A 23,691-nucleotide genomic window follows, 5' to 3' on the forward strand; every position below is an offset into this window, starting at 1 on the left:
ATGCACCCGGCCCGGCGGCACAAGAGGAAAAAACGGCGTCCATAGGACGCCGTTTTTCAGGTCACGATAGGCCCCCGGGCCTGCTTAGGGTAAGGGGTGGAATCCTCCATTCTCCGCTGGCGGCGGGTCCGCAGATGGACCGCCAGCGCGACAATGGCGCTGATCACCAGGAAGGAGTAGAAGCTGATGCCCCGGGACACCAGCACGGCAGGCGTCACCAGGCTGGAACCGAAGAAGAGGGCCATGGCGGTCACAAAGCCGCCCTCGGAGGCGCCCACGGCGCCGGGCAGCGGCAGATTGGCCACTGCCAGGGTCACCAGCGCCTGGGTAGCGATGATCTCCATCGGACTGGCGCCCGACAGGCCGAATGCGTAGTATACCGCCACAGGAATGGAGAAGAGAGCGGTGAGCTGGATGATGGTGATGAGCACCAGGCCCACCATCATACCCGGATTCTGTTTGACGCACTGGGCACCCTTGTGGTACTCTTCCATCTGCTTCTCCAGCCGCTGGCGGGCCTTGTCCCCATTGCGGATAATACGCACCTTCACCAGCAGCTTGAGCACGCCGCCGGTAAGCTTGCGGGCAGCGTTGGGCAGGAACATGAGGGAGAGCATTCCCACCGTCAGGCTTCCGTTGACCACCACACCGTAGAGCAGCAGCAGTCCCAGACCGCTCCCCAGATTCTGCACCAGATAAAAGTGGGTCAGGGCCGCCGCCAGAGCATAGACGATGACCACCGCCTGATAACACACCGCGATGAGCATCATATTCAGCGCGCCGTGGGCCGCCGGGATATTGTCCTTGGACATATAGTAGACCTGAGCCGGCTGACCGCCGGTAGAGGAGGGGGTAATGGAACTGACATAAAAGCCCACAAAGGAATAACCCAGACAGCGGCGGTAGCGCACCTTATGGCCCAGACGCCCCAAAACAATCCTGGAACACAGGGCCTCGCTGCCCACAAACACGAACATCATGCCCAGCCCCATCAGCAGCCACAGGGGATTGAGCTGCCGCAGGGTGCTGGCCAACCGCGAGAAGGACATATCCCGGAGCAGCATATAGCCGGTAAAGGCCATGAGAGCCAGGATCAGCCCGATACCGACCAAGCTCTTCCGTTTGTCCATCAGGCACACACCCCTTTTCCCGCAGTCAGCCGGGCCAGGATATGGGTCAGGCTCTCCTGCTCCAGCTGTTCTTTCAATGCGTGCATTTTGGCCGACATATCGGCCAGCGTATAGTCGTCATAGATCAGTTCCCGAATGGCGGTCAGACACTCGTCGGGTTCCTTGGCCGCCACCCGGCCCATTCCCCGCTTCACCAGGAAACGGGCGTTGTTCTTTTCTTGCTCCAGGAAAGGCTCCCAGGCCAGAATGGGCAGTTCGGAGAAAATGCTCTCAAACATGGTGATGCCGCCGGGCTTGGTGAGCACCAGGTCGGCCCAGGCCATATATTCATAGACCCGGTCGGTAAAGCCGATCACCCGGATGTTCTCATATTTGTTGACCAGCCGGTCGTACAGCTTCTGGTTGCGGCCGGTAATGATGGTGGTATGTACGCCGGGCATGGTGTCCAGCGCCTCATAGAAGGAATCCTTCCGGGGCATCATGCCCAGGCCGCCGCCCATAATGAGCAGGTTGCGTTCCTTTCGGTCGCCCCGGTGGACGGGCAGCTTGAACTCCGCCCGGACGGGAATTCCGGTGACATAGATGATGTCCCGGCTGACCCCCTTGGCCGCCAGCCGCTCCCTGATCTCCTCGGTACCCACCAGATAGCAGTCGGTAACCCGGTGGATCCACTCGGAATGGCTGGTCAGGTCGGTGACGCAGGTCACCATGGGCAGGCTGCTCCCCGTCTCCTTCTTCCAGCGGGCCACAATGCGGGCACAGATGGGATGAGTGGCGATAATCACATCGGGCCGCTTGCGCTCGAAGAGCTCCTCCACCCGGTCGGGGCACTGCTCATCATTCAGGGGCCGTTCGTCGGAATCCTTGTTCTGGGTAAACTTATAATAAAGGTTGAACAGTCCGCTGCCCCGGGTCACCAGGACATTGAACCACTTGTACATGGACTCGGAGTTGTGGTTGGTATAGGCGATCAGGTCCATGACCTCCACCTGTGCTTCCGGGAAAGCCCGCAGCAGCTGCTGACGCAGGGACATGGAGGCCGACCAGTGGCCCATGCCGAACTTACCCGTTACGATCAGGATATTCACGCTGCTCCCTCCTCACGATACTCTTTCTCATGGTCAAGTATAGCGGGTGTTCTTTTAGAAAATCAGAGCCTGTTTCTTAAAAAGATATTAAGAAAAAGAAACAGATTGTCACTTTCCCGCCCAGACCTGCCGGGGCAGGGGCTCTTTTCCAGCGGTACACACCGCCGCCCGCCAGTCCGGACCGGCGTAGGCCCCAAAGCGCAGGCCCTCTTGTTCCCCCGTCTGTCCCGGCTCCAGCAGAGGCACGCCAATGGTCCGGGGGGCCTGACGCAGGCCGGTCCCCAGGCACTTGACCTTGGCCTCCTTCAGGGTCCACAGGGTATACAGGCTTCCCCAGTCTCCCCCCCGGTCCTGGAACCAGACAAATTCCTTCTCCGAGAGGACATAACGGGCCAATCCTGCCCGCCGGGGCCGCACCCGCTCCACATCCACCCCCAGCGGAGCCTCATCTGCCCCGCACAGGGCCAGGCCGCCGCTGTGGCTCAAGTTGAAGTGCAGGCCGGGCACATCCGGAAACCAGGGCTTCCCCGACTCCATGCGGGCCACCCGGGGCAGTTCCGTCCGGCCAAAGTTCTCCCTGATCAGACGGGCGAGCAGCGCCCAGGCGTCGCCATTCTCCATCCGGAGCACCATCGTTGCCCGCCTCCTTCCGCAGCCACAAAAAGACGGCGAGCCCCGCCGGCCGCTTCACGGCACAGCAGGGACGCCGCAATATGCGTTTATTCATCATTATATCCGTCCGTCTCCCAATCCGCAAGTCCTTTTTACGTCATGATACCATTTTTCACAGTTTTTTCCTCTTCATTGAAAGAGAAGAAGAGGCCATTTACCCCTGCATTTGCTTTTACCGGCGGTTGGAGGTACAATGAGATACAACACACATCAGACCGGACGCTCTTAAAGGCTTTTTAAACAAATTCCCGTTCCGCCCTTAAAAGACGTCTGCTATTCTTTACAGCATACGAGGTGAGCCTATGTATACCATTCTCGTCTGTGATGACGACCGCGACATTGTTTCTGCCCTGGATATCTATCTGACCAGTGAAGGTTACCGCACCGTCAAGGCCTACGACGGGCTGGAGGCCGTCAAGGCGGCGGAGGCCCAGCCGGTGGACCTGATCCTGATGGACATCATGATGCCCGGCCTGGACGGCATCCGGGCTACCGCCAAGCTGCGGGAAAAGTTTAACGTTCCCATTATCCTGCTCACCGCCAGGAGTGAGGACTCCGACAAGGTGCTGGGGCTGAACATCGGCGCCGACGACTACATCACAAAGCCCTTCAACCCCATTGAGGTCATCGCCCGGGTGAAGAGCCAGCTGCGGCGGTATACCAGCCTGGGCGGCAAAAGCGGCACCAGCGAAAACACTCAACTGCTCACCAACGGCGGCATTGCCCTGGACGACAGCGCCAAGTCGGTCACCGTGGATGGGGACCGGGTGAACCTGACCCCCTTGGAGTACAATATTCTCCTTCTGCTGCTGAAAAATCCCGGCCGGGTCTTTTCCACCAGCCAGATCTACGAACTGGTATGGAACGATCCCTCCCTGGGTTCGGAGAACACCGTGGCAGTCCATATCCGTCACCTGAGAGAAAAAATCGAGATCGATCCGGCCAACCCCAGATACATTAAAGTGGTGTGGGGGCTGGGCTACAAGATGGAAAAGCTTTGACCCATTCAAAAGGAGGGGGAAACACCATGAAAAAACTGGGGACCCGGCTGGCGGTGAAGGCGATCGCCTTCCTTCTGGCCCTGGGCACCGGCGTTGGGGGCTTCTGGGCCACCCTGTTTATCCTCTCCCAGTGGGACACCCTGTGGACCGGCGTAGGCTACTACTCCAGCAACTCCTGCGCCCAATACATGAGCAACCGCATGGTGCAGGTGGAAGAACTGGCCCGATTGCTCCAGTATCAGGCCTGGGAGGCTCCGCTGTCCTACCTGGACCAACAGCGCCTCAGCGACCTGGAATATGCGCTGGACAGCGAGCGCACCAATTTCTGCTTTACCATCCGGCGCAATGACACCGGCGCATTGGTCTACTCCAATCTGGAGGACGGAAAAACGGTGGAGAGCAGCGTCCATACCGTCCTGCGGGATTCCATTGACGTCACCTACAACGACGGCGGCGAGCGCCGGAAGGATTACTTTGTATGGAACGGAGAAAAGCAGTTTTATCTGCTCTATGTGGTGCTGGACAACGGCACCGAGCAGCTGCTCACCCCTACCGACGCCGCCCTGGCAGCTCAATACGGCTACACCTTTAACGGAAACTCCTGGGACTACAACCAGGCCCAGGACAGCCGCCTGCTCTATATGGATCTGGCCATTGAATACGGCGTGGCCTATCCCCTGTCGGTCCACGACGAGTTCTGGGACAGCTCTCAGGATTTCAGCGAATATGCCCGGTATCTGCCCGCTCTGGCGGTGCTCACCGTGGTGCTGGATGTATCCTGTGTGCTGACCTGTGTCTTTTTGTGCCGGGTGGTGGGACGCCGTCCCGGCAGAGAGGATATCGTCCCCAGCCGGTTTGACCGTATTCCTCTGGACCTGCTGGTGCTGCTGGAACTCTGGATCATCATCCTGCTGCTGACCGGCGGCGATCCCATGACAGTGGCCCTTAACTCCAACGGCCCGTCCACCGATGTGGTGGTGGGGCTGGCCCTCGTCTCCAGCGGGGTGGGTCTGTGTCTGCTCTCCTCCCTGCTCACCCTTATGACCCGCATCCGCACCAAAACCCTGTGGACCAACACCCTTGTTTGGCGGCTGATCCAGGTACTGGGCCGGGCGATCCGCAACGCCGCCCACAGCTGGCCCCTGACCGGGCGGGTCATCGTGCTCTTTCTGCTCTATCTGGTGGGTACCTACCTCACCGCCCTCACCATAGTGCTTGTTCCGGTCTACCAGGGCCTGGTGCTGTGGCTGCTGTGCCGGTGGGCCATCCAGTGGCACCGGGTCCGCCAGGGCACCGACCACATTCTGGGCGCAGATCCCAGCTTTAAGATCGACACCAGGGGCCTGTACCACGACCTGGCCCAGCACGCCAAGCAGCTCAACGACCTGGGCGGCACCATTAGCCAGGCAGTGGATGAGCGCATCCGCAGCGAACGTTTCCGGGCGGAGCTCATCACCAACGTATCCCACGACCTGAAAACCCCCCTGACCTCCATTATCAACTATGTGGATCTGCTGAAAAAGCAGCCCATTGACAACCCCCAGGTCCAGTCCTATATTGAGGTACTCACCCGGAAAAGCCAGCGGCTGAAAAAGCTGACCGAGGATCTGGTGGAGGCCTCCAAAGCCTCCACCGGCACCCTGCCCGTCCATCTGGAACGGCTGGGCATGGTGCAGCTGGTCCAGCAGGCCCTGGGAGAATTTGAGGAGCGATTTACCCAGAGTAATCTGGCGGTGGTCACCCTCTACCCGGAGGAAGAGGTGTGGATCATGGCGGACGGCCACCACCTGTGGCGGGTCATCGACAACCTGCTGTCCAACTGCAACAAGTACGCCCTGGAGGGCACCCGGGTCTATCTGGAGATCACCCGCCGGGATAACAGCGCCGTATTCTCGGTGAAAAACATCTCCCGGCAGCAGCTCAACATCCCCCCAGAGCAGCTGATGGAGCGTTTCGTCCGGGGAGACACCTCCCGCACCACCGACGGCTCCGGCCTGGGGCTGTCCATTGCCCGCAGCCTTACCGAGCTGCAGCACGGACAGTTCGATCTGAGCATCGACGGCGACCTGTTCAAGGCCACCGTCACCTTCCAGCTGGCTCCCCCGCCCAAGGCGGAGACGGAGCCCCAGCTTCCCCCGCCCGCATAAAAGAAGTCCTGCCGTTTTCACGGCAGGACTTCTTCGTTATCCGCAGGAGGAGCAGCAGTGCCCCTCCTCACAGTCGCAGGGCAGTTTAAGGGACTCGGGCACCGGCTCTCCCTTCTTCTGATAGTAGTCGGCCAGCGCCGCCTTGATGGCCTCCTCCGCCAGCACGGAACAGTGCATCTTGTGGGCGGGCAGCCCGTCCAGAGCCTCTGCCACGGCGGCATTGGTAAGGGTCATGGCCTCGGCAATGGTCTTGCCCTTGATCATCTCGGTGGCCATGGAGGAGGTAGCGATGGCGGAACCACAGCCAAAGGTCTTAAACTTCACGTCGGTAATGATGTCGCCGTCCATCTTCAGGTACATCTTCATGATGTCGCCGCACTTGGGGTTGCCCACCTGGCCTACCCCATCGGCGTTCTCGATCTCTCCCACGTTGCGGGGATGCTCAAAATGGTCCATCACTTTATCTGAATACAGCATTGTAGTTGCTCCTTTCCAATTACAGTTCCCAGGTGGGTTTCTGGGCTTCCTTGTCCCACACCGGGGACATCTCCCGCAGGTAGGCTACCACGGCGGGTACTTCTTTCAGGATATAGTCCACGTCCTCCTCCGTATTCTCCGCTCCCAGGGAGAGCCGCAGGGACCCGTGGGCAATGGCGTGAGGTAGCCCGATGGACAGCAGCACATGGGAGGGGTCCAGAGAGGCGGAGGAACAGGCCGAACCGGAGGAGGCACAGATCCCCTTGGCGTCCAGATGGAGCAACAGGGCCTCACCCTCCACACCTTCAAAGACAAAAGAGGCGGTACCGGGCAGCCGCTTCACCGGATGGCCGGTGAGGCGGGTATAGGGCAGTACGGACAGGCCGGCGATGAGCTTGTCCCGCAGGGCGGACAGCCGAGCCGACTCCTGGGCCAGGTGGTCCACCGCCTCCTTCAAAGCGGCAGCCATACCGACGGCGCCGGGCACATTCTCAGTGCCGGAGCGGCGGCCCTTCTCCTGTCCGCCGCCCTGGATAAGGGCGGGCAGCCGGAGGGGCTTTTTCATATACAGGGCCCCGATCCCCTTGGGTCCGCCGAACTTATGGCCGGACAGGGAGAGCAGGTCCACATTCCACGCCTCCACATCCACCGGGATGTGGCCCACCGCCTGGACGGCGTCGGTGTGGAACAGCACCTTATGGGCTCTGGCAATGGCGCCGATCTCCGCAATGGGCTGGATGGTGCCGATCTCGTTGTTGGCGGCCATGACGGAGATCAGGATGGTGTCCGGCCGGATGGCCTGTTCCAGGTTGGCGGGGTCCACCAGACCGTCCCCGTCCACCGGCAGGTAGGTCACCTCATAGCCCCGCTTCTCCAACCACTGGGCAGTGTGGAGGATGGCGTGGTGTTCAATGGCGGTAGTGATGATATGGCCGGTCTTTTTGCCCTTGAGGGCCATCAGTTCGGCCACCCCCCGCAGGGCCCAGTTGTCGGCCTCGGTGCCGCCGGAGGTAAAATAGACTTCTTCCGGCTTTGCGTTCAGACAGGCGGCCACCTGAGCCCGGGCTTCCTCCAGATGGGTCTTGCCCTCCTGGGCAAAGCGGTACAGGCTGGAGGGATTGCCATAATCCCGGGTAAAGTGGGGCAGCATGGCGGCAAGAGCGGTATCGGTAACGGCTGTAGTAGCCGCATGATCGGCGTAGACAAATTTTTCAGACATCGGTGGCTCCTTTCTGGAATCTACTTAATTCCTATCTGTTTACTAGATTATACGAAATCTCACTTTGTTTGTCAAGCAAAATCTTCCGGCCGCATTTGATTCGGCCGCTAATTAAATTTTCTTAAAGATCCTGCTTTCCCGTTGACGGTATGCGGCGAGGGTGCTATAGTGGAGTCACCAGTTCCTGTAAAGAAATCGAGGTTTCACATGGATAAGAAACTCTTCCGCAGTATCCTGCTCATTATTACATACGCAGTCCTGCTGGTTATGGTCCTGGCCCGTCTGGATGTGATCGGCGGTGTGCTGGGCACTTTACTGGCGGTCTTTAAGCCGCTGATCATCGGCTTCTGTCTGGCCTTTATCCTCAACCGGCCCTGTCAGTTCTTTTACCGGCTGTACAGCCGGGGGCTGGACAAAACCCCCGCCCGGGGGGCCGCCCGCCCGCTGGCGGTGCTTACCGCCTATCTGGCCCTCATCCTCCTGATCGTGGCGTTGTTCTCCTTCGTGCTGCCCAAGCTGGTGGAGAGCATCCAGACCTTTGTGCTCAATCTGGGCGGCTACATCACCAACGCCCAGAACTCCATCAACCAGCTGCTGGAATACCTGCACCTGGACATGGAGCAGCTGGACCTGTCCAGCCTGAACACCACCCTGGAGGGTGTGCTCAAAAACGCCCTGAACATCCTGTCCAACCTGGGTCCCCGGCTGGTGGAGTTCACCACCGGTCTGGTCTCCATTCTGGTCACCGGCGTGCTGGCCCTGGTCTTTTCCATCTATATGCTTTCCGGCCGGGACAAACTGCTGGGCCAGTGCCGGCGGCTGCTGAAGGCCTATGTTCCCGCCAAGGTAGCCGGCCCCATCTCGGACGTGGTCTCCCTCACCGCCGCCACCTTCACCAAATTTGTTACCGGTCAATGTATCGAGGCCTGTATCCTGGGCAGCCTGTGTTCCCTGGGAATGCTCTTTATCCAGCCGGATTACGCCCCCCTCATCGGCGTCACGGTGGGAGCCTCCGCCCTCATCCCGGTGGCGGGCGCCTATATCGGCGCCATCGTATCCGCCATCCTGCTGCTGATGGTCTCCCCGCTGAAGGCCTTTATTTTCGTGATTTTTCTCATCATCCTCCAGCAGGTGGAGGGCAATGTGATCTATCCCCGGGTGGTGGGCACCTCTCTGGGGCTGCCCGGTATCTGGGTACTGGCTGCCGTTACCGTGGGCGGCAGCCTGCTGGGCCTGGTGGGTGTGCTCATCAGCGTACCCATCGCCTCGGTGATCTACACCCTGCTCCGCCGGGACATCCACAAGCGCCTGGGGCCCCCGGACCAGGCCTGAAAACCATAAAAAAAGCCTGCTGCCGCAGCAGCAGGCTTTTTTGCACTTGTCAATCCTCCAGGAGCTGGATGCCGCCTCCCAGCACACCGTCGCCGATGTACACGCTGAGGGTGGCGTCAATCTCGCCCTCCCACATATGCACAGCGTCGGGGAAACGCTCCTTCATCCGAACGGCAAATTCCGCCATCTCCTCGGGTGCGCCGCCGTTGGCAATGCCCAGGTTGTACCGGACGCCGGGCCGGATGTGCTGTTCCATCAGCTCCAGGATTTTGTCCTGAACCTGCCGGCGGCCCCGCACCTTGGCCACGCTCTGAAGCTGGCCGTCGGAGGCAAAGGAAATCACCGGTTTGATGCTCAGCAGGGTACCGGCAAAGGCGGCCACCTTTCCAATACGCCCGCCCTTGCTCAGGTATTCCAGGGTGTCCACCGAGAAGAAGGGGAAGGTATTTTCGATCAGCTTGGGTACCCGGTGGCTCACCAAAGTATCCCAGTCCACCCCGGCCAGAATGTCCTCCCACAGCTGGAGCACCATGATCCCCATACCCAGGGAGCCGCTTTTGGAGTCGAACACGGCAATGTCCAGGTCCTTCCGGGTCTCCGCCTGGAGGCGCACCATATTATAGGTGCCCGACAGCCCGGAGGAGAGCATGACGGCCAGCACCTTTTCATAGCCGTCGGCCTTGATGCGGTCCAGGGTGTCGCTGATGCTGCCGCCGTCGGGCAGAGAGGTGCGGGGCAGCTCTCCCCGATGGAGGCGGTCATACACATCCTTGGCAAAGATGTCCACTCCGTCGGAGTATTCTCCGTCGTCGCAGACGATCTTCAGCGGCACCGTATAGATGGGCTTATCCGCCCGCAGCGCAGGGGACAGGTCGGCGGTGGAATCGGTAAGCAGCGCGATCTTCTGTACGTTTGACAAGTTGATCATCCTACCCTATAATCAATATTGCGAAACTGACATAACGTCGTTATGTGACTACTTAAATTATAGCGGCAAAGAGCCGCTGCTGTCAAGAGGTGGAAGCCAATGGAGGACTATCGGACCCGCAGAAAAGAGCAGGCCAGGCAGACCGAACAGGCCATTTTGCAGGCCGCCATGGATCTGTCCCGAAAGCAGAGCTTTGACAAGGTATCCATCCGGGAAATCTGCCAGCAGGCGGGGATTACGACCGGCGCCTTCTACCACCACTTCCGCTCCAAGGAGGATCTGCTCTCCCGGGGTTTCGCCCCCCTGGACACCTATCTGGAGCAGTGCCTGGCAGGCCATGAGGACGATCCCCCCGCCCGCCGCCTGTGGCGGCTCATGACCAACTATGCGGAATTTTTGGAAAACCTGGGCTGGGAGCTGGTGGCCCGGTATTATCAACGGCGTCTGGACGCCCCCGACGACACTTCCTCCATGGACTCCAGCCGGTTCACCCTCCGGGCCATGGCCGGCTGCCTGGCCCAGGCGGAGGCGGAGGGCGGACTGCTGCCCGGCTGGTCGGCGGAGTGGACCGCCGATTTTCTGCTCCGCCATTTCCGGGGCGTGGTCATTGACTGGACCCTCCACCGGGGCTCCTACCGCCTGCTGACCAAACTGGAGCAGGATTACACCCTCTTCAGCCATGTGTTCCGCACCGGCTGAGGAGGACAGGCAACTTTTGGCCCCATGGCGCATACCCATCTGTGAAGGAGGTGTGTGCCATGTCCCGGCTGCTGTCCAAAGCCAGAGTCCGCGATCTGATTCTGGGTCTTGTTCTGTTGTGCGCCACATTGGCGCTGATGCTCTACCCCAAGCCCTCCATGGAGGCGGCCCGCACCGGCCTCCAGCTGTGCTACAACGTGATCATCCCCTCGCTCTTTCCCTTTTTTGTGCTCTCCTCCCTGGTGGTGGAGCTGGGCCTGGCCCGCTACCTGGGCCGGCTGCTGGAGGGGATCATGCGCCCTCTGTTCCACGTCAGCGGAGCCTGCGCCTCCGCCTTTGCCCTGGGTTTTGTGGGAGGCTATCCGGTGGGGGCCAAGACCGCCATCAGCCTCTATGAAAAAGGGATGTGTACCCGCACCGAGGCGGAGCGGCTGCTGGCCTTCTGCAACAACTCCGGCCCGGCTTTTATCCTGGGCGTGGTGGGGGCAGGCATCTTCGCCAGCAGTACGGTGGGAGTCCTTCTCTACCTGGCCCATGCCATGGCCTCGGTATGTGTGGGGCTGCTCTTCCGCTTCTACAAGGCCGGCGAGGACAGCGGCAGAGGGAAATCCACCCGTCCCGCGCCCCAGTTTCAGGCCCAGCGCTTTTCCACCGCCTTTACCGGCTCGGTGAAAAGCGCCTTTCTCTCTACCTTAAATATCTGCGCCTTTGTGGTGTTCTTTACGGTGGTCATCCAGCTGCTTATCCGCTCCGGCTTTCTGCCCGGCCTGGCCCAGGCGCTGGGCACCGTGCTGGCCCCCTTTGGCCTGACGCCGGAATGGGCCCAGCGGCTGCTCACCGGCGCGCTGGAGATCTCCTCCGGGGTGTCCACCCTGTCGGAGGGAGGCGCCCTCAGCAGCCGGTTGACCATGGCAGCCTTTATGCTGGGCTGGGCAGGTATCTCGGTCCACTGTCAGGTGCTCTCCTTCATCGGGGGCAGCGGTCTTTCGGTGGGCACCTACCTGGTAGGCAAGCTGCTCCACGGCGGTCTGTCCGCCCTTTTTATCGGCATTCTGGTCCATTTTGTCCCCCTCAACGCCCCCGTCTCCAATTACCTGGCCGATCAGGTGGCCGGCATCGCCGGTATGGAGTTTCACGGCGCCCTCACCGCCTCCATCCTGGCCGCCTGGATGATCTTTCTGGGCTTTCTGCTGGCGGCAGCCCTGGGTTCACGAAAAAGCCTTGGCAAACGCCGCAAGCCCGTGGTATAATGATTGGTACTGAATTTATACAAGGACAGGAGGGATTCCATGCTGTTCCAAAAGGATATCGAACCCCGCTGCTGCTACTGTCAACGGGGCACTCAGCTGGACGAGGAGCAGATCCTCTGCGTCAAGAAGGGTGTGGTCTCCCCTGGGGGCAGCTGCCGGGCCTTCCGGTATGATCCGCTGAAGCGGGTACCTACCCCGCCGGTGACGCTCAATCTGGATAAACTGAAAGACGAAGATTTTTCCCTGTAAACAGGCCGGGACCCGCTGCTCAAGCAGCGGGTCCCGGTTTTTTGTCTCAGAAGATCAGCCGCACCGCCCAGGCGGCAGCCAGAAAGCCCGCCAGGTCGGCGCACAGAGCGGCGGGGACGGCATAGCGGGTTTTGACGATGCCCGCCGCCCCGAAGTACACGGCGATGGTATAAAAGGTAGTTTCGGTAGACCCCAGCATCACGGCAGCAGTGCGGCCAATCTCCGAGTCGGGTCCATAGGTGGAGATCAGCTCCGCTCCCACACCCAGGGCGGCGGAGCCACTCACCGGCCGCACCAGCATCAGGCCCACCGTCTCCGGCGGGATGCCCACGGCAGTAAGTAAGGGAGCCAAAGCATCGGCGGCCAGCTCCAGTGCTCCGGAAGCCCGGAGCATATAGACCGCCGTCAACAGCCCAACCAGAGCCGGAACAATGCGGATGAGCACGCTCAGCCCCTCCCCGGCCCCCGAGAGCAGAGCGCTGTAGACGTCCACCTTCCGGGCCATACCCCACAGGGCCACCACTCCAATGATGAGGGGCACCAGCATGGTGAAAAAGGTATCCATGCTCAGTCCCTCCACAGCCGGGCCAGCACCTTGGCCGCCAGGATACCCACGCACACCGAAATGGCGGAGGCCAGCCACACCGCCGGCAGAATATCAAAAGGGGTCTCACATCCTGCGGCCAGCCGCACCCCTGCCACAGTGGTGGGGATCAGCTGGATGGAGGCGGTGTTGCACACCACCAGCATACACATCCCGTCGCAGGCCACCCCCGGCCTGCGGCGGCTCATCTTCTGGGCGGCCTGAATGCCCAAAGGAGTGGCGGCATTGCCCAGCCCCAGCAGATTGGCCGACACATTGGCGGAAATACAATCCATTACCTCCCGGTCCCGGGCAAACTCCGGATAGAGCCGCCCCAGCAGCGGGCGCAGCAGCCGGGACAGACCCGCCGACAGACCGGAGCGCTTCATGATCTCCATAACTCCCATCCACAGGCAGAGCACCCCCGCCATGGCCAGACAGAGATCCACCGCCGCCCCGGTTCCCTCCAGAGCCGCCGCTCCCACCGCCGGACCGTTCCCCGTGGCCAGCCCACACAGGATGGAAATCACCACCATGCCCGTCCAGATCGCCGCCATTGCCATGGCTGTCCGCCCCTTTCCCTGTCCAAATTTCCAGTTCAGACTATCTATACGATCCAGCTTCGGAAAAGATACCCAATTCCAAGGCGAAAAATGGCAGATAATATATGAAGTTTTTGTAACATTGCTTGACAGAACAATACGTTGTGTTATAATTGTGTCAGTTTCTAGTTAATGAAGGGAATAATTGGAAACTAATAGGGAAAGGAAGTAGCATTTATGAAGTCAACCGGGATCGTACGTAAAGTAGATGAATTGGGCCGCATCGTTCTGCCCATCGAGCTCCGCCGCACACTGGATATCGCAGAGAAGGACTCTCTGGAGATCTATGTGGACGGTGCTTCCATTGTGCTGAAAAAGTATCAGCCTGCCTGCATTTTCTGCGATGACGCAAAGGATGTCATCAACTTCAAGGGCAAGAACGTCTGCACCAACTGCATTCGTGAGCTTCAGCTGAAGTAATCCGAGTTGAAAGAAAGAGGGACTCCTCTGGCGTTTTCGCCGGGGAGTCCCTTTCTTTTTCCATTACTGTTAATAATTATACAATTAACACAGGTTAAAAGATTCCTGCAATTTTGTGCTGTTTTTTCCCATCTTTTTCCCTGTTTTCCCGGCGATTCGACCGTTTTTTTGCTGATTCAGCATTTTTGGAACGCCTCCAAAAAATACGTTTTGTAATATTCAATTCCTCTCATTAGCATAACGGCGTTTTTTCATTCATCGCCCTGCCGTACAGCTCATTCTTAGGCAAACCGGTCTCCTTGGCGGCCTGCCGGGCGGCATCCTTCAGGGACAGCCCTTCGGTCCGCAGCTGGGCCACCCGCTCCAGGCCCTGCTCCAGGGTGGGGGTCTCTTTGGCGCTCTCCGCCGCCCCCTCCACCACCAGGACAAACTCTCCCCGGGGCGGATTTTCCTCATACCAGGTCACCGCCTCCCCCAGAGTGGTGCGGCGCACCTCCTCGTGGAGCTTGGTCAGCTCCCGGCACAGGGAGATCCGCCGGTCCGGTCCAAACACCTCCGCCAGGTCGGCCAGGGTGGCATTCAGCTTATGGGGGGCCTCATAGAAGATCATGGTCCGCTGTTCCTGCCGGAGCTCCTCCAGGTGGGCGCGGCGGTTTTTCTTGTTCATGGCCAGAAAGCCCTCAAAGGTAAAGCGGCCGGTGGGCAGGCCGGACACCGACAGAGCGGTGATGAGGGCGCAGGGGCCGGGAATGGCCACCACCTCCACCCCGCTCTGGGCACACAGCCGCACCAGGTCCTCGCCGGGGTCGGACACCGCTGGGGTGCCCGCGTCGGTAACCAGGGCGCAGCTCTCCCCCGCCAGCAGGCGGCCCAGCACCGCCTGTCCCCCCGCCTCGGTGTTGTGGCGGTAGTAGGAGATGAGGGGCTTTTTCAGCCCCAGGTGATTGAGCAGCTTGAGGGTCACCCGGGTGTCCTCGGCAGCAATAAAGTCCACCGACTCCAGAGTGTCCGCGATGCGCTGGGAAATGTCCCCCAAATTGCCGATGGGGGTGGGTACCAGATATAAAATGCCGGCCATAGGATTACCTCCGGTTCATCAGTAGTGTGGGCAGGACCTCCAGTCCCGGCCTGCCCTGGCGCACCGCCTCCACCAGAACGGCAGAGGGGGGCGTGTCGGCGTCATGCTGGATCAGTTGGAGCCGTTTGGGCTCCAGACCGCCGCCCTGCAGGGCGGCAAAGAGCTCCGCCAGCCGTTCCGGCCGGTGGACCAGAGCAAACCGCCCGCCGTTTTTCACCAGCCGTCCGGCAGCGGCGCACCAGTCGGTCAAAGTGGCCTCCTCCATGCGGGCCGCCCCGCCGTCTCCCCCGCTGCCCGCCTTGAAATAGGGCGGGTTGGAGATCACAAGAGAGAACCCTCCCGCAGATAACGTTTTGCACACCTGGCGGAGATCGCCGGTGTAAATTTCCCCTGTCAGACCGTTTTCTGTCAGATTTTTGCGGGCCAGAGCGCTGTCCTCGGGGGAGATTTCCACACCGGACAGGGTCAATGTGGATTGCCGGGCCGCCAGCAGCAGGAGCAGGGCTCCCGCGCCGCAGCCCAGGTCGCACACCCGATCCCCCCGCCGCAGGGTGGCAAAGGAGGCCAGGACCAGACTGTCCTGCCCCAGGGGAAAGCAGGTATCCGACTGCTCATAGCGGTAAGGCCCCAGCTGCTCCGGCGCTCTCATGCCATTTCCTCCATCAGGTGGCGGACGATGCGGCCGGTAAGGCCCCAGATGGGCCGGTCCGGCCATGCGTAGACAGGCACGGTGGTCTCCCCGCTGCGCCAGCGGTAGCCCCGGGGAAAACCGATGCTGTCATAGGGGAAATCTTCCGCCACCTGGGGTTTGAGCTCATAGGAGTAGACCTGGGGCGGGTGGGCCAGCAGCCAGGCTACCGGCACCAGAAAGGTACTGTCCACCTCGGCGGGGCTGGGGGCCATGGCGGCCAGTCCCGCCGGGCTCACAATACCCAAAAAGGGGTGCATCACAAACTTACCCTGCTGCACCAGACGGTCCAGAGGCGCGATGATCTCCACCTTATGGGGCGGAATTGCCAGCTCCTCAAAGGTCTCCCGCAGGGCGCAGTCCTGGGGATTCTCCCCCGGCTCCACTCGTCCGCCGGGAAAACATACCTCCCCCGGCTGATGGGCCAATGTGCTGGCCCGCACTTCAAAGAGCAGGCTGGGCCCCTCCGGCCCATCCACCAGAGGCACCAGCACCGCGTACTGCTGCTTGACGTCCTGTATGCCAGGCATATGGCCCGCCCAGCGGGCCCGGAAATCCGATAAGGTCATAGCGTCTCCATCCAATCACAGAGAGCCTGATGGAAGCGTCCCACATGGACGCCGTCCAGCAGGCGGTGGTTCAGTTCCAGACTGAGGCTGAGCAGGGTCCTGTCCCCCTGCTCCTCCCAGCGGCCCCAGCTTACCCGGGGCACCGAGTCCCAGGGCACCACATCCCGCTCGTTGGTCAGGGCAGTAATGGGGAACCAGGGCAGACAGGTAAAGTAGATCAGTTCATCCTCCGCCCAGGGCCCGGCGGTGATGAATTCCGTCTGGGCCGCCGAGGCGGCCTTGGCCCGGCGGCAGAAACCGGCCAGATCCTCCCCCGCCTCCAGGGTGACAATGTGGAAGAGGTCGCTGCCCTCCTTCAGGTCGGTGAAGCTGGGTACCAGCCGGTCATGGCGCACGATCCTGCCGTTGCGGTCCTTGTAGAGGAATGCCTCCACCCCCTCCATGGCCTTGGTCACCCCAAAGACCATAGCGGAGTAAAAGGACAGTCCCTCCTGCTTGCACCGCCGCCGGAGCGCCGTCACATCCACCGGGAAGGTCAGGCTGTAAAAGGGGTGGGACATGGGGGCGAAAAAGGCATAGTGTTCCTTTCGGGCCCAGGTCTCCAGATCGATCTCCTGTGTCATAACAATTCCCTCTCTTTTCAGCTCTCCGGCCTGGTGAAATGAGCCAGCGGATCGGGCCGGCTCCACAGCACCACCGTTCCCGCCTCCCGGCTTTTGGGCACATCGATGAGCCGCTGATTGGTGCTTCCCCGGAACAGGGCGTCGTAGGACTTGAGATTTTCCACAAAGGGCCCATCCACCAGCACGTCCACCTGCTCCAGCAGAGCCAGCACATCCGGCATTCCCTGCTCCAGCATGGTTTCGTAGCGATAGCCGGTATAGGCCCACACATTGAGGCCGTTTTCTTTGGCCCGGGCCGCCAGGGCGGCGCACTCTCCCGCCTGGTCAAAGGGCTCCCCGCCGGAGAGGGTAAGCCCGTCGGTCAGGGGATTGGACAGCATCTGCTCCGCCAGCTCCGTTACCGTGGCCTCCCGGCCCCCTGCGGGATCGTGGGTCTCCGGATTGTGGCAGCCGGGACAGTGGTGGGGACAGCCCTGGGTAAAGACAGTAAACCGCAGGCCGGGACCGTCCACAATGGAGTCGGACACAACATTGGCAATACGCATATCATTTCTCCTATAAAAAGCGGGGGCTGCTGCACCAGGGTGCAACAGCCCCCGCTTCTTTAGAATTGGAACACAACACCGATCACCGCGGAGGCGGCGATAAACACAATGGGGTGCAGCTTTTTCAGAGGCTTTACCTGGAGGCAGACAAAGACCGCTGCCGCCAGAACAATGCCCTTCCAGTGGAAGAAGTCGGCCGTCCCGAAGGCCACGCTGGTATTTACCAGGGCAATGGCGCATACCTCCACCAAAGCCGCCGTGATAAGGGCAGTGGAGGCAGGGCGGATCCCGTAAAACACCGCATCCACCCCACGGCTCTCCCGGAACTTTTTCAGGAATCCGGCAATGATGAGGATGACGATGATGGAGGGGCACACCAGCCCCAGGGTGGCGATAACGCCTCCCGGAATTCCGCCGGTTTGGAATCCCACATAGGTAGCCATGTTCACCCCCATGGGACCGGGGGTAGCCTCGGAAATGGCGATCATATTGGCCAGATCCCCGGCGGTGAACCAACCTGTACGGGCGCCGATATCAGTGAGGAAAGGGATGGTAGCCAAACCCCCGCCAATGGCAAACAGGCCCGCCTTGAAAAACTCAAAGAACAACTGAAGGTAGATCATGCTTTCAGCCCTCCCTTGGCGGCCCGGACGCACAGTCCGGTCACTCCGGCCAGCACCACCAGCACGATGGGGGAGGTCACAAAACCCATCACCGCCGCCAGAGCGGTGCCGGCAGGGAAGGTGACAAAGTTGCCCACCACTGCCAGAACGGCCACCACCACAAAGATGATCACGGTGGGCACATCCACCACTGTGCTCTTGCGCAGCTTGAGCACGCTGGACAGGATGAGGGCGCACACGCAGGCCCGCACACCATTGAAGGCGTGGATCACCACCGGCAGCTCGGCAAAGTTCTGAAGAAATGCCGCAATGAGCATGATGATGACCAGGCAGGGAAACACCAGCCCCAGGGTGGCTACTACGCCTCCCACCGGGCCTTTCAATTTATGGCCCACAAAGGTGGCGGTATTGACGGCGATAATGCCGGGGGTACACTGACCGATGGCAAAGTAGTCGGACATCTCCGCCTCAGTGGTCCAGTTTCGCTTCTCCACCAGCTCCCGCTGGAGGATGGGCAGCATGGCATAGCCTCCGCCAAAGGTACACACGCCAATTTTGGCGAAGGTCCAGAACAATTCGAAATAGAGGTTCACCTTACTCCAGACCCTCCAGTTCCTCCAGCCACAGAGAAGCCATGGCGTCGGAAGGCATCCGCCAGTCGCCCCGGGGGCTGAGGGCCACCGAGCCAACCTTGGGGCCGTCGGGCAGGCACGAGCGCTTGAACTGCTGGGAGAAGAACCGGCGATAGAAGTTCTTCAGCCACTTGAGGAGGGTGGAGCGGTCATAGCGCTTGCCCATGGCCTGCTCCGCCAGCCGCAGCACCTTTCGGGGCCCGAAGCCCCAGCGGATGGCGTAGTAGAGGTAGAAGTCATGGAGCTCGTAGGGTCCCACCAGATCCTCGGTCTTTTGGGCAATCTGCCCCTCGATGGCGGGGAGCAGCTCGGGGGACACGGGGGTATCCAGAATATCCGCCAGCACGGTGGACAGCTGGGGGTCCTCCGCCTCCTTGTCGTCCGAGATAAAGCTGACCAGATGGCGCACCAGAGTCTTGGGGATACCGGCGTTGACGGCGTAGTTGCTCATGTGGTCGCCGTTATAGGTGCACCAGCCCAGGGCCAGCTCGGAGAGGTCGCCGGTGCCGATGACCAGGCCGCCGGTCTGGTTGGCGATGTCCATGAGCACCTGGGTGCGCTCTCTGGCCTGGCCATTCTCAAAGGTGACGTCGTGATCCTCCATGGACTGGCCGATGTCCTTGAAGTGGCGGCGCACCGCCTCCCCAATATCGATGGTTTTGAGGGTGCAGCCCAGCCGCTCGGCCAGCAGCACCGCGTTGGACTTGGTGCGGTCGGTGGTACCGAAGCAGGGCATGGTCACCGCAATGATATCGCTGGCAGGCCGGTCCAGCATCTCCATGGACACCGCGGTGATGAGCACCGCCAGGGTGGAGTCCAGGCCGCCGGACAGGCCCACCACCGCCGTCTTGGCGTGGGTGTGCTCCAGCCGCTTCTTCAGGCCCAGGGCGGCGGTATACAGGATCTCGTTGCACCGCTCCGCCCGGTCGCTCTGGTCCTGGGGCACGAAGGGGGTGGGGGACACGGGCCGGGTGAGATGGGTATCCGCCAGATCCATGTCAAAGGACATCCGCCAGCACTCCTGGGAAGGATCGGCCCGATAGGTATTCATCCGCTGGCGCTCGTAGACCAGCCGGTCCACGTCGATCTCGCTGATGGTGAGGCCGGTGGCAAACCGGCGCTCGGCCAGGATGGAGCCGTTCTCCGCCACAATGTTGTGGCCGGCAAAGACCAGGTCGGTGGTGGACTCCCCCTCCCCGGCATCGGCATATATATAGCCGCATACCAGCCGGCCGCTCTGGCCGGACACCAGCCCCCGGCGGTAGGCCGCCTTGCCCGCCAGTTCGTTGGAGGCCGACAGGTTCAGGATGATGGTAGCCCCCGCCCGGGCCAGGCGAATGGAGGGAGGCTCGGGGGCCCACAGGTCCTCGCAGATCTCCACGCCAATGACCAGATTGGGCATATCCGCGCAGGCAAACAGATCGTTGTTGGACAGGGAGACCTCCTGGCCACACAGGGGAATTCTGGTCTCCACCCCGGCCCCGGAGGCGAACCACCGCCCCTCATAGAACTCTCCGTAGTTGGGCAGGTAGGTCTTGGGCACCAGGCCCAAAATCTCTCCGCTCTGTATCACAGCGGCGCAGTTATACAGTTTGTTGTCCCATTTGTTCCATACGGGCAGACCAATGGCCGCCACCATATCCAGATTCTTGGTGGCCTCCAGAATGGTGGCCAGGCCCTCCTCCGCTCCTCTCAGCAGGGTGGGCTGAAGAAACAGATCGGCACAGGTATAGCCGGTGAGGCACAGCTCCGGCAGGGCCAGCACCTTCACGCCCTGCTTGTCCGCCTCCCGCATCAGAGTAAAGATCTGCTCCGCGTTATAACGGCAGTCGGCCACCCGGATTTTGGGGGTGCCGGCGGCTACTTTTACAAATCCATCGCGCATATCACGCGCCTCCTTCGCTCAGGATCTTTTTCTAGCGAATATGATACCCCAAACCGGTCCCGATTGCAACGTCTCCCAGGCCAGGAGAAACAAAACCCTGCTGAAACCCGGCAAAGGCCGGCTTCAGCAGGGTCTTTGTGAATTGGTCGGGGCTGCTCAGTCCCGATTCTCTCCCCGGTCGCGCCCCTGGCGCTTCCGGTCCGGGTTAAAATCGTTGGCCGCCATAATGTCCTGGAGCTCCTGCGTATATTTGCTGGAGGTATGGACTACAAAGGCGTCAGAGTCGATGGGGATACCCCGTTCGTCCATCTGCCGGATGCTCCAGATATACAGAGCGTCCAGCGCGGGGATGAGCTGCTCTCCACTGGGGGTGAGCACATACTCCACCTTGGGCGGAATGGTGTCGTAGGAGATACGGCGGATCAGTCCCGCCTCCACCAGCTCCCTCAACTGCTGGCTGAACACTTTCTCGGAAATGGGCAGAGCCTTCAACGTCTGGTTAAAGCGAATGCTCCCGTAGGTGTGGATCTCATGGAGGATGGTCATCTTCCACTTCCCGCCGATGCAGTGCAGCACATAGTGGTAGGGATTTGTCGGTGTGTCAAAATGATCGTTCCACACAAGCAGTTACCTCTTTCTCTTCCCGGATTTACGCAGAGGAGCCGCTCTGGCTCCACTGATATCATGATAACACAGCCGCCAGTTCACCACAAGATAGCAGTCCAGACTTCCGCGTTATGTATGCCAAAATTTTAACAAAGAATTTGTGCAGTTTTAACAACGGTGTATCATTCCGTCATCCGTTTTAGCTTTTTTGCACATTTTATTTTCGCCCCTTTTGTCCAATTTTACAACTTTCCGACACTTACCATTCGGTGGGTGCAAACCCGCAAGTTACCTACTTACATAATTGTGCGTATTGCACAAAAGCCGCGTCGTGGCTACACTATAACCAGACAAAGTGCTTAGGCCAAAGGGCCTGGCAGAGATCCCAAAACATTAAATATTTTATTTAAAGGAGCGGATTTCAAATGGTTAAGCGTACTGTTGAGGAGCTCAAGACTTATGAGGCCGCCGGCCACTTCGGCTGCGTCGCCATGCGTATTCACGGCAAGGAAGAGACCGGTGCTGAGAAGTTCTGGGTTGGCGTTTCCACCTTCCTGCCCGGCGGCGGTGCTGAGTGGGCTTACGAGGACAACCCGCTGGAGAAGGTCTACTACGTCCTGGAGGGCGAGATGACTGTCACCGATAAGGACGGCAAGAAGTATGTCATCCACAAGAACGAGTCCATCTCCTTCCCCCCCAACGAGGGCCGTGGCCTGAAGAACGAGAGCAACCTGCCCGCCCGTATGCTGGTCATCATCAACTACCCCAACGCCTGATCCGGTTGCGGAACAGACATTTGACCACTCATTCGATATAAGGAGGAAATCATCATGGTTCCCGTGAAGAAGGATTTCGTTGAGAATATGTTCTCCGTTAAGGACAAGGTGGCCCTGGTCACCGGCGCTACCGGCGCTCTGGGCTGCGTGCTGGCTAAGGCTTACGGCTACGCCGGTGCCAAGGTCTTCATGACTGGCCGCAACGACGCCAAGCTGAAGGCTCTGGAGGACGAGTTCAAGGCCGAGGGTATTGACTGCGCTTACTTCGTGGCCGACCCCGCCAAGGAAGAGGATGTGGACGCTCTGGTGAAGGCCTGCGTGGCTCAGTACGGCTGCATCGACATCCTGGCTGTTTCCCACGGCTACAACAAGCCCCAGAACGTGCTGGATCAGTCTGTTGCCGACTGGCAGTACATCATGGACGCTGACTGTAAGAGCGTGTACATCGTGACCAAGTACGTTGCCCATCAGATGGTGGCTCAGTACGAGGCCGACAACACCAAGCGCGGCAAGATGGTCATCGTGACCTCTCAGCGTTCCAAGCGCGGCATGGCCGGCTACACCGGTTACTGCACCTCCAAGGGCGGCGCTGACCTGATGGTCTCCTGCCTGGCCTGCGACCTGTCCGCCAAGTACCACATCAACGTCAACTCCATCTGCCCCACCGTGTTCCGCTCCGACCTGACCGAGTGGATGTTCGATCCCGAGTCCGCCGTGTACAAGAACTTCCTGAACCGCGAGCCCATCGGCCGCCTGGGCGAGCCCGACGACTTCGTTGGCTACGCTCTGTTCCTGTCCTCCGACGCCTCCAACTTTATCACCGGCAGCAACTGCGACTGCTCCGGCGGTTACCTGGTGGTGTAATTTCCGCTTGACGGGAAGGACGGCATAACGCAATGAAGAACATTAAGAATATCCTGATCTGCGGCGCGGGCATGATGGGCAAGAACATCGGCTTCGTGTTCGCTTCCAACCCCGACTTCCAGGTGGGTATGTACGACCTGTACCCCACCGATGTGGAGGCCGGTATCCGTACCAACACCAAGCAGCTGGTGGAGAAGGGCGTCATCACCGAGGAGGAGCTGGCTGACCGGCTCTCCCGCATCTCCTTCACCAACGACATCGACAGCGACATCGTCAAGAACGCCGACTTCGTCATTGAGGCCGTGTTCGAGGACATGAAGATCAAGCGCGAGACCTTCGCCAAGCTGGAAGAGCGCTGCGCCGAGGACACCATCTTCTGCACCAACTCCTCCGTGATGAGCCCCAGCGAGATCTCCGCCGAGCTCAAGCACCGTGAGCGCTTTGTGGGCACCCACTTCTGGAACCCCGGCCACCTGATCCCCCTGGTGGAGGTGGTTAAGTCCGACGCTTCCTCCGACGAGACTGCTCAGACTGTCATGGAGGTCCTGCGCTCCGTGGGTAAGAAGCCCGTGCTGTGCAAGAAGGACGTCCCCGGCTTCATCGCTAACCGGATGCAGCACGCCCTGTGGCGTGAGGCTATCTCCATCGTAGAGAACGGCATCGCCGATGCCGCCACCGTGGACGAGGCGGTCCGCTACTCCTTCGGTCTCCGTCTGCCCCAGCTGGGCCCCATGGAGAACGCCGACATGGTGGGCACCGACCTGACCTACAATATCCACGACTACATCCTCCAGGACCTGGAGGATTCCCACAAGCCCTCTCCCCTGCTCAAGCAGCTGCGGGATGAAGGTAAGATCGGCTTCAAGACCGGCGAGGGCTTCCAGAAGTGGACTCCCGAGCAGGTGGCCAAGGCCAACGCCGATCTGAACGAGTACCTGATCCGGATGCTGTACGGCAAGTAAGACATCCGGCCTATCCACAAGCATTTGTATATTATTTAAGGAG

27 protein-coding genes are annotated in these 23,691 nt (G+C 60.4%); 10 read left to right on the forward strand and 17 right to left on the reverse strand.

Annotation, left to right across the window (positions count from 1 at the left end; genetic code table 11):
* Nucleotides 1–56: 56 nt before the first annotated feature.
* The 3 genes from B5G40_RS03765 to B5G40_RS03775 form a co-directional block, all read right to left on the reverse strand.
* Nucleotides 57–1,130 (reverse strand): lysylphosphatidylglycerol synthase transmembrane domain-containing protein, encoded by a 1,074-nt coding sequence (locus B5G40_RS03765; RefSeq protein WP_087398822.1) that lies wholly within the window; start codon nucleotides 1,128–1,130, stop codon nucleotides 57–59.
* Nucleotides 1,130–2,218, reverse strand: coding sequence for an MGDG synthase family glycosyltransferase (locus B5G40_RS03770; RefSeq protein ID WP_087398823.1), 1,089 nt, complete (start codon nucleotides 2,216–2,218; stop codon nucleotides 1,130–1,132). The genes B5G40_RS03765 and B5G40_RS03770 overlap by 1 nt, the downstream gene beginning before the upstream one ends.
* Before the next feature lie 108 nt (nucleotides 2,219–2,326).
* Nucleotides 2,327–2,851 (reverse strand): 4'-phosphopantetheinyl transferase family protein, encoded by a 525-nt coding sequence (locus B5G40_RS03775; RefSeq protein ID WP_242959189.1) that lies wholly within the window; start codon nucleotides 2,849–2,851, stop codon nucleotides 2,327–2,329.
* 341 nt (nucleotides 2,852–3,192) lie between these two features.
* Between B5G40_RS03775 and B5G40_RS03785 the strand changes: the two genes are divergently transcribed.
* The gene (locus B5G40_RS03785) at nucleotides 3,193–3,891 is read left to right on the forward strand and encodes a response regulator transcription factor (protein WP_087398825.1); all 699 of its coding nucleotides are present in this window, start codon (nucleotides 3,193–3,195) and stop codon (nucleotides 3,889–3,891) included.
* Between the two features lie 26 nt (nucleotides 3,892–3,917).
* Nucleotides 3,918–6,038 carry a sensor histidine kinase gene (locus tag B5G40_RS03790; RefSeq protein ID WP_087398826.1) on the forward strand — a complete coding sequence of 707 codons (2,121 nt, stop codon included), beginning with the start codon at nucleotides 3,918–3,920 and terminating at the stop codon, nucleotides 6,036–6,038.
* A gap of 36 nt (nucleotides 6,039–6,074) precedes the next feature.
* On the opposite strand, the gene nifU is transcribed toward B5G40_RS03790, so the two are convergent.
* Complete coding sequence (gene nifU, locus B5G40_RS03795) at nucleotides 6,075–6,515, reverse strand: Fe-S cluster assembly scaffold protein NifU (RefSeq protein WP_087398827.1); 441 nt, start codon at nucleotides 6,513–6,515, stop codon at nucleotides 6,075–6,077.
* A gap of 19 nt (nucleotides 6,516–6,534) precedes the next feature.
* Entirely contained in the window at nucleotides 6,535–7,734 is a 1,200-nt protein-coding gene (gene nifS / locus B5G40_RS03800) for a cysteine desulfurase NifS (protein ID WP_087398828.1), read from the reverse strand.
* A gap of 207 nt (nucleotides 7,735–7,941) precedes the next feature.
* Here nifS and B5G40_RS03805 point away from each other — a divergent pair, with 207 nt between their 5' ends.
* Complete coding sequence (locus tag B5G40_RS03805) at nucleotides 7,942–9,066, forward strand: AI-2E family transporter (RefSeq protein WP_087187600.1); 1,125 nt, start codon at nucleotides 7,942–7,944, stop codon at nucleotides 9,064–9,066.
* Between the two features lie 49 nt (nucleotides 9,067–9,115).
* Here the strand turns inward: B5G40_RS03805 and B5G40_RS03810 are convergent, their stop codons facing one another.
* The gene (locus tag B5G40_RS03810) at nucleotides 9,116–9,994 is read right to left on the reverse strand and encodes a DegV family protein (protein WP_087398829.1); all 879 of its coding nucleotides are present in this window, start codon (nucleotides 9,992–9,994) and stop codon (nucleotides 9,116–9,118) included.
* Between the two features lie 99 nt (nucleotides 9,995–10,093).
* Between B5G40_RS03810 and B5G40_RS03815 the strand changes: the two genes are divergently transcribed.
* The 3 genes from B5G40_RS03815 to B5G40_RS03825 are packed head-to-tail and all read left to right on the forward strand — an operon-like array spanning nucleotide 10,094 to nucleotide 12,192.
* The gene (locus B5G40_RS03815; RefSeq protein WP_087270558.1) at nucleotides 10,094–10,693 is read left to right on the forward strand and encodes a TetR/AcrR family transcriptional regulator; all 600 of its coding nucleotides are present in this window, start codon (nucleotides 10,094–10,096) and stop codon (nucleotides 10,691–10,693) included.
* A gap of 59 nt (nucleotides 10,694–10,752) precedes the next feature.
* Nucleotides 10,753–11,943, forward strand: a complete 1,191-nt coding sequence (locus B5G40_RS03820) for a nucleoside recognition domain-containing protein (RefSeq protein ID WP_087398830.1) — start codon at nucleotides 10,753–10,755, stop codon at nucleotides 11,941–11,943.
* A 39-nt stretch (nucleotides 11,944–11,982) separates the two neighbouring features.
* Nucleotides 11,983–12,192, forward strand: coding sequence for a hypothetical protein (locus tag B5G40_RS03825; RefSeq protein ID WP_087187596.1), 210 nt, complete (start codon nucleotides 11,983–11,985; stop codon nucleotides 12,190–12,192).
* Nucleotides 12,193–12,238: 46 nt separating this feature from the next.
* On the opposite strand, the gene B5G40_RS03830 is transcribed toward B5G40_RS03825, so the two are convergent.
* Both B5G40_RS03830 and B5G40_RS03835 read right to left on the reverse strand, forming a co-directional pair.
* Nucleotides 12,239–12,757 (reverse strand): spore maturation protein, encoded by a 519-nt coding sequence (locus B5G40_RS03830; RefSeq protein WP_087398831.1) that lies wholly within the window; start codon nucleotides 12,755–12,757, stop codon nucleotides 12,239–12,241.
* A gap of 2 nt (nucleotides 12,758–12,759) precedes the next feature.
* Nucleotides 12,760–13,338, reverse strand: a complete 579-nt coding sequence (locus B5G40_RS03835; RefSeq protein ID WP_087398832.1) for a spore maturation protein A — start codon at nucleotides 13,336–13,338, stop codon at nucleotides 12,760–12,762.
* Nucleotides 13,339–13,554: 216 nt separating this feature from the next.
* Here B5G40_RS03835 and B5G40_RS03840 point away from each other — a divergent pair, with 216 nt between their 5' ends.
* Nucleotides 13,555–13,797, forward strand: a complete 243-nt coding sequence (locus B5G40_RS03840) for an AbrB/MazE/SpoVT family DNA-binding domain-containing protein (protein ID WP_087187593.1) — start codon at nucleotides 13,555–13,557, stop codon at nucleotides 13,795–13,797.
* 232 nt (nucleotides 13,798–14,029) lie between these two features.
* Here the strand turns inward: B5G40_RS03840 and rsmI are convergent, their stop codons facing one another.
* From rsmI to B5G40_RS03885, 9 genes are all read right to left on the reverse strand, one after another.
* The gene (gene rsmI, locus B5G40_RS03845; RefSeq protein ID WP_087329431.1) at nucleotides 14,030–14,875 is read right to left on the reverse strand and encodes a 16S rRNA (cytidine(1402)-2'-O)-methyltransferase; all 846 of its coding nucleotides are present in this window, start codon (nucleotides 14,873–14,875) and stop codon (nucleotides 14,030–14,032) included.
* Nucleotides 14,876–14,879: 4 nt separating this feature from the next.
* Nucleotides 14,880–15,524, reverse strand: a complete 645-nt coding sequence (locus B5G40_RS03850) for a tRNA1(Val) (adenine(37)-N6)-methyltransferase (protein WP_087398833.1) — start codon at nucleotides 15,522–15,524, stop codon at nucleotides 14,880–14,882.
* Nucleotides 15,521–16,132, reverse strand: coding sequence for an NUDIX hydrolase (locus B5G40_RS03855; RefSeq protein ID WP_087398834.1), 612 nt, complete (start codon nucleotides 16,130–16,132; stop codon nucleotides 15,521–15,523). Before B5G40_RS03855 ends, B5G40_RS03850 begins: the two co-directional genes overlap by 4 nt.
* Nucleotides 16,129–16,755, reverse strand: coding sequence for a CatA-like O-acetyltransferase (locus tag B5G40_RS03860; RefSeq protein ID WP_087398835.1), 627 nt, complete (start codon nucleotides 16,753–16,755; stop codon nucleotides 16,129–16,131). Before B5G40_RS03860 ends, B5G40_RS03855 begins: the two co-directional genes overlap by 4 nt.
* Nucleotides 16,756–16,772: 17 nt before the next feature.
* Nucleotides 16,773–17,300, reverse strand: coding sequence for an anaerobic ribonucleoside-triphosphate reductase activating protein (gene nrdG / locus B5G40_RS03865; RefSeq protein ID WP_087270534.1), 528 nt, complete (start codon nucleotides 17,298–17,300; stop codon nucleotides 16,773–16,775).
* 59 nt (nucleotides 17,301–17,359) lie between these two features.
* The gene (locus B5G40_RS03870) at nucleotides 17,360–17,923 is read right to left on the reverse strand and encodes a chromate transporter (protein ID WP_087329440.1); all 564 of its coding nucleotides are present in this window, start codon (nucleotides 17,921–17,923) and stop codon (nucleotides 17,360–17,362) included.
* Nucleotides 17,920–18,516, reverse strand: a complete 597-nt coding sequence (locus B5G40_RS03875; protein WP_087398836.1) for a chromate transporter — start codon at nucleotides 18,514–18,516, stop codon at nucleotides 17,920–17,922. Before B5G40_RS03875 ends, B5G40_RS03870 begins: the two co-directional genes overlap by 4 nt.
* A gap of 1 nt (nucleotide 18,517) precedes the next feature.
* A complete protein-coding gene (locus B5G40_RS03880) occupies nucleotides 18,518–20,440 on the reverse strand; it encodes an NAD(+) synthase (RefSeq protein WP_087398837.1) in 1,923 nt (640 codons plus the stop codon).
* Nucleotides 20,441–20,596: 156 nt separating this feature from the next.
* Nucleotides 20,597–21,061: a winged helix-turn-helix transcriptional regulator gene (locus B5G40_RS03885; RefSeq protein ID WP_087329446.1), complete on the reverse strand. Its 465-nt coding sequence runs from the start codon at nucleotides 21,059–21,061 to the stop codon at nucleotides 20,597–20,599.
* A 410-nt stretch (nucleotides 21,062–21,471) separates the two neighbouring features.
* Between B5G40_RS03885 and B5G40_RS03890 the strand changes: the two genes are divergently transcribed.
* The 3 genes from B5G40_RS03890 to B5G40_RS03900 are packed head-to-tail and all read left to right on the forward strand — an operon-like array spanning nucleotide 21,472 to nucleotide 23,648.
* A complete protein-coding gene (locus B5G40_RS03890) occupies nucleotides 21,472–21,822 on the forward strand; it encodes a cupin domain-containing protein (RefSeq protein WP_087187583.1) in 351 nt (116 codons plus the stop codon).
* 54 nt (nucleotides 21,823–21,876) lie between these two features.
* Nucleotides 21,877–22,686, forward strand: a complete 810-nt coding sequence (locus tag B5G40_RS03895; protein ID WP_087187582.1) for an SDR family NAD(P)-dependent oxidoreductase — start codon at nucleotides 21,877–21,879, stop codon at nucleotides 22,684–22,686.
* 32 nt (nucleotides 22,687–22,718) lie between these two features.
* Nucleotides 22,719–23,648 (forward strand): 3-hydroxyacyl-CoA dehydrogenase family protein, encoded by a 930-nt coding sequence (locus B5G40_RS03900; protein ID WP_087270521.1) that lies wholly within the window; start codon nucleotides 22,719–22,721, stop codon nucleotides 23,646–23,648.
* The last annotated feature ends 43 nt before the right edge of the window (nucleotides 23,649–23,691 follow it).

It is taken from the genome of Flavonifractor sp. An9 (genome assembly GCF_002161245.1).
Taxonomy (GTDB): domain Bacteria; phylum Bacillota; class Clostridia; order Oscillospirales; family Oscillospiraceae; genus Flavonifractor; species Flavonifractor avicola.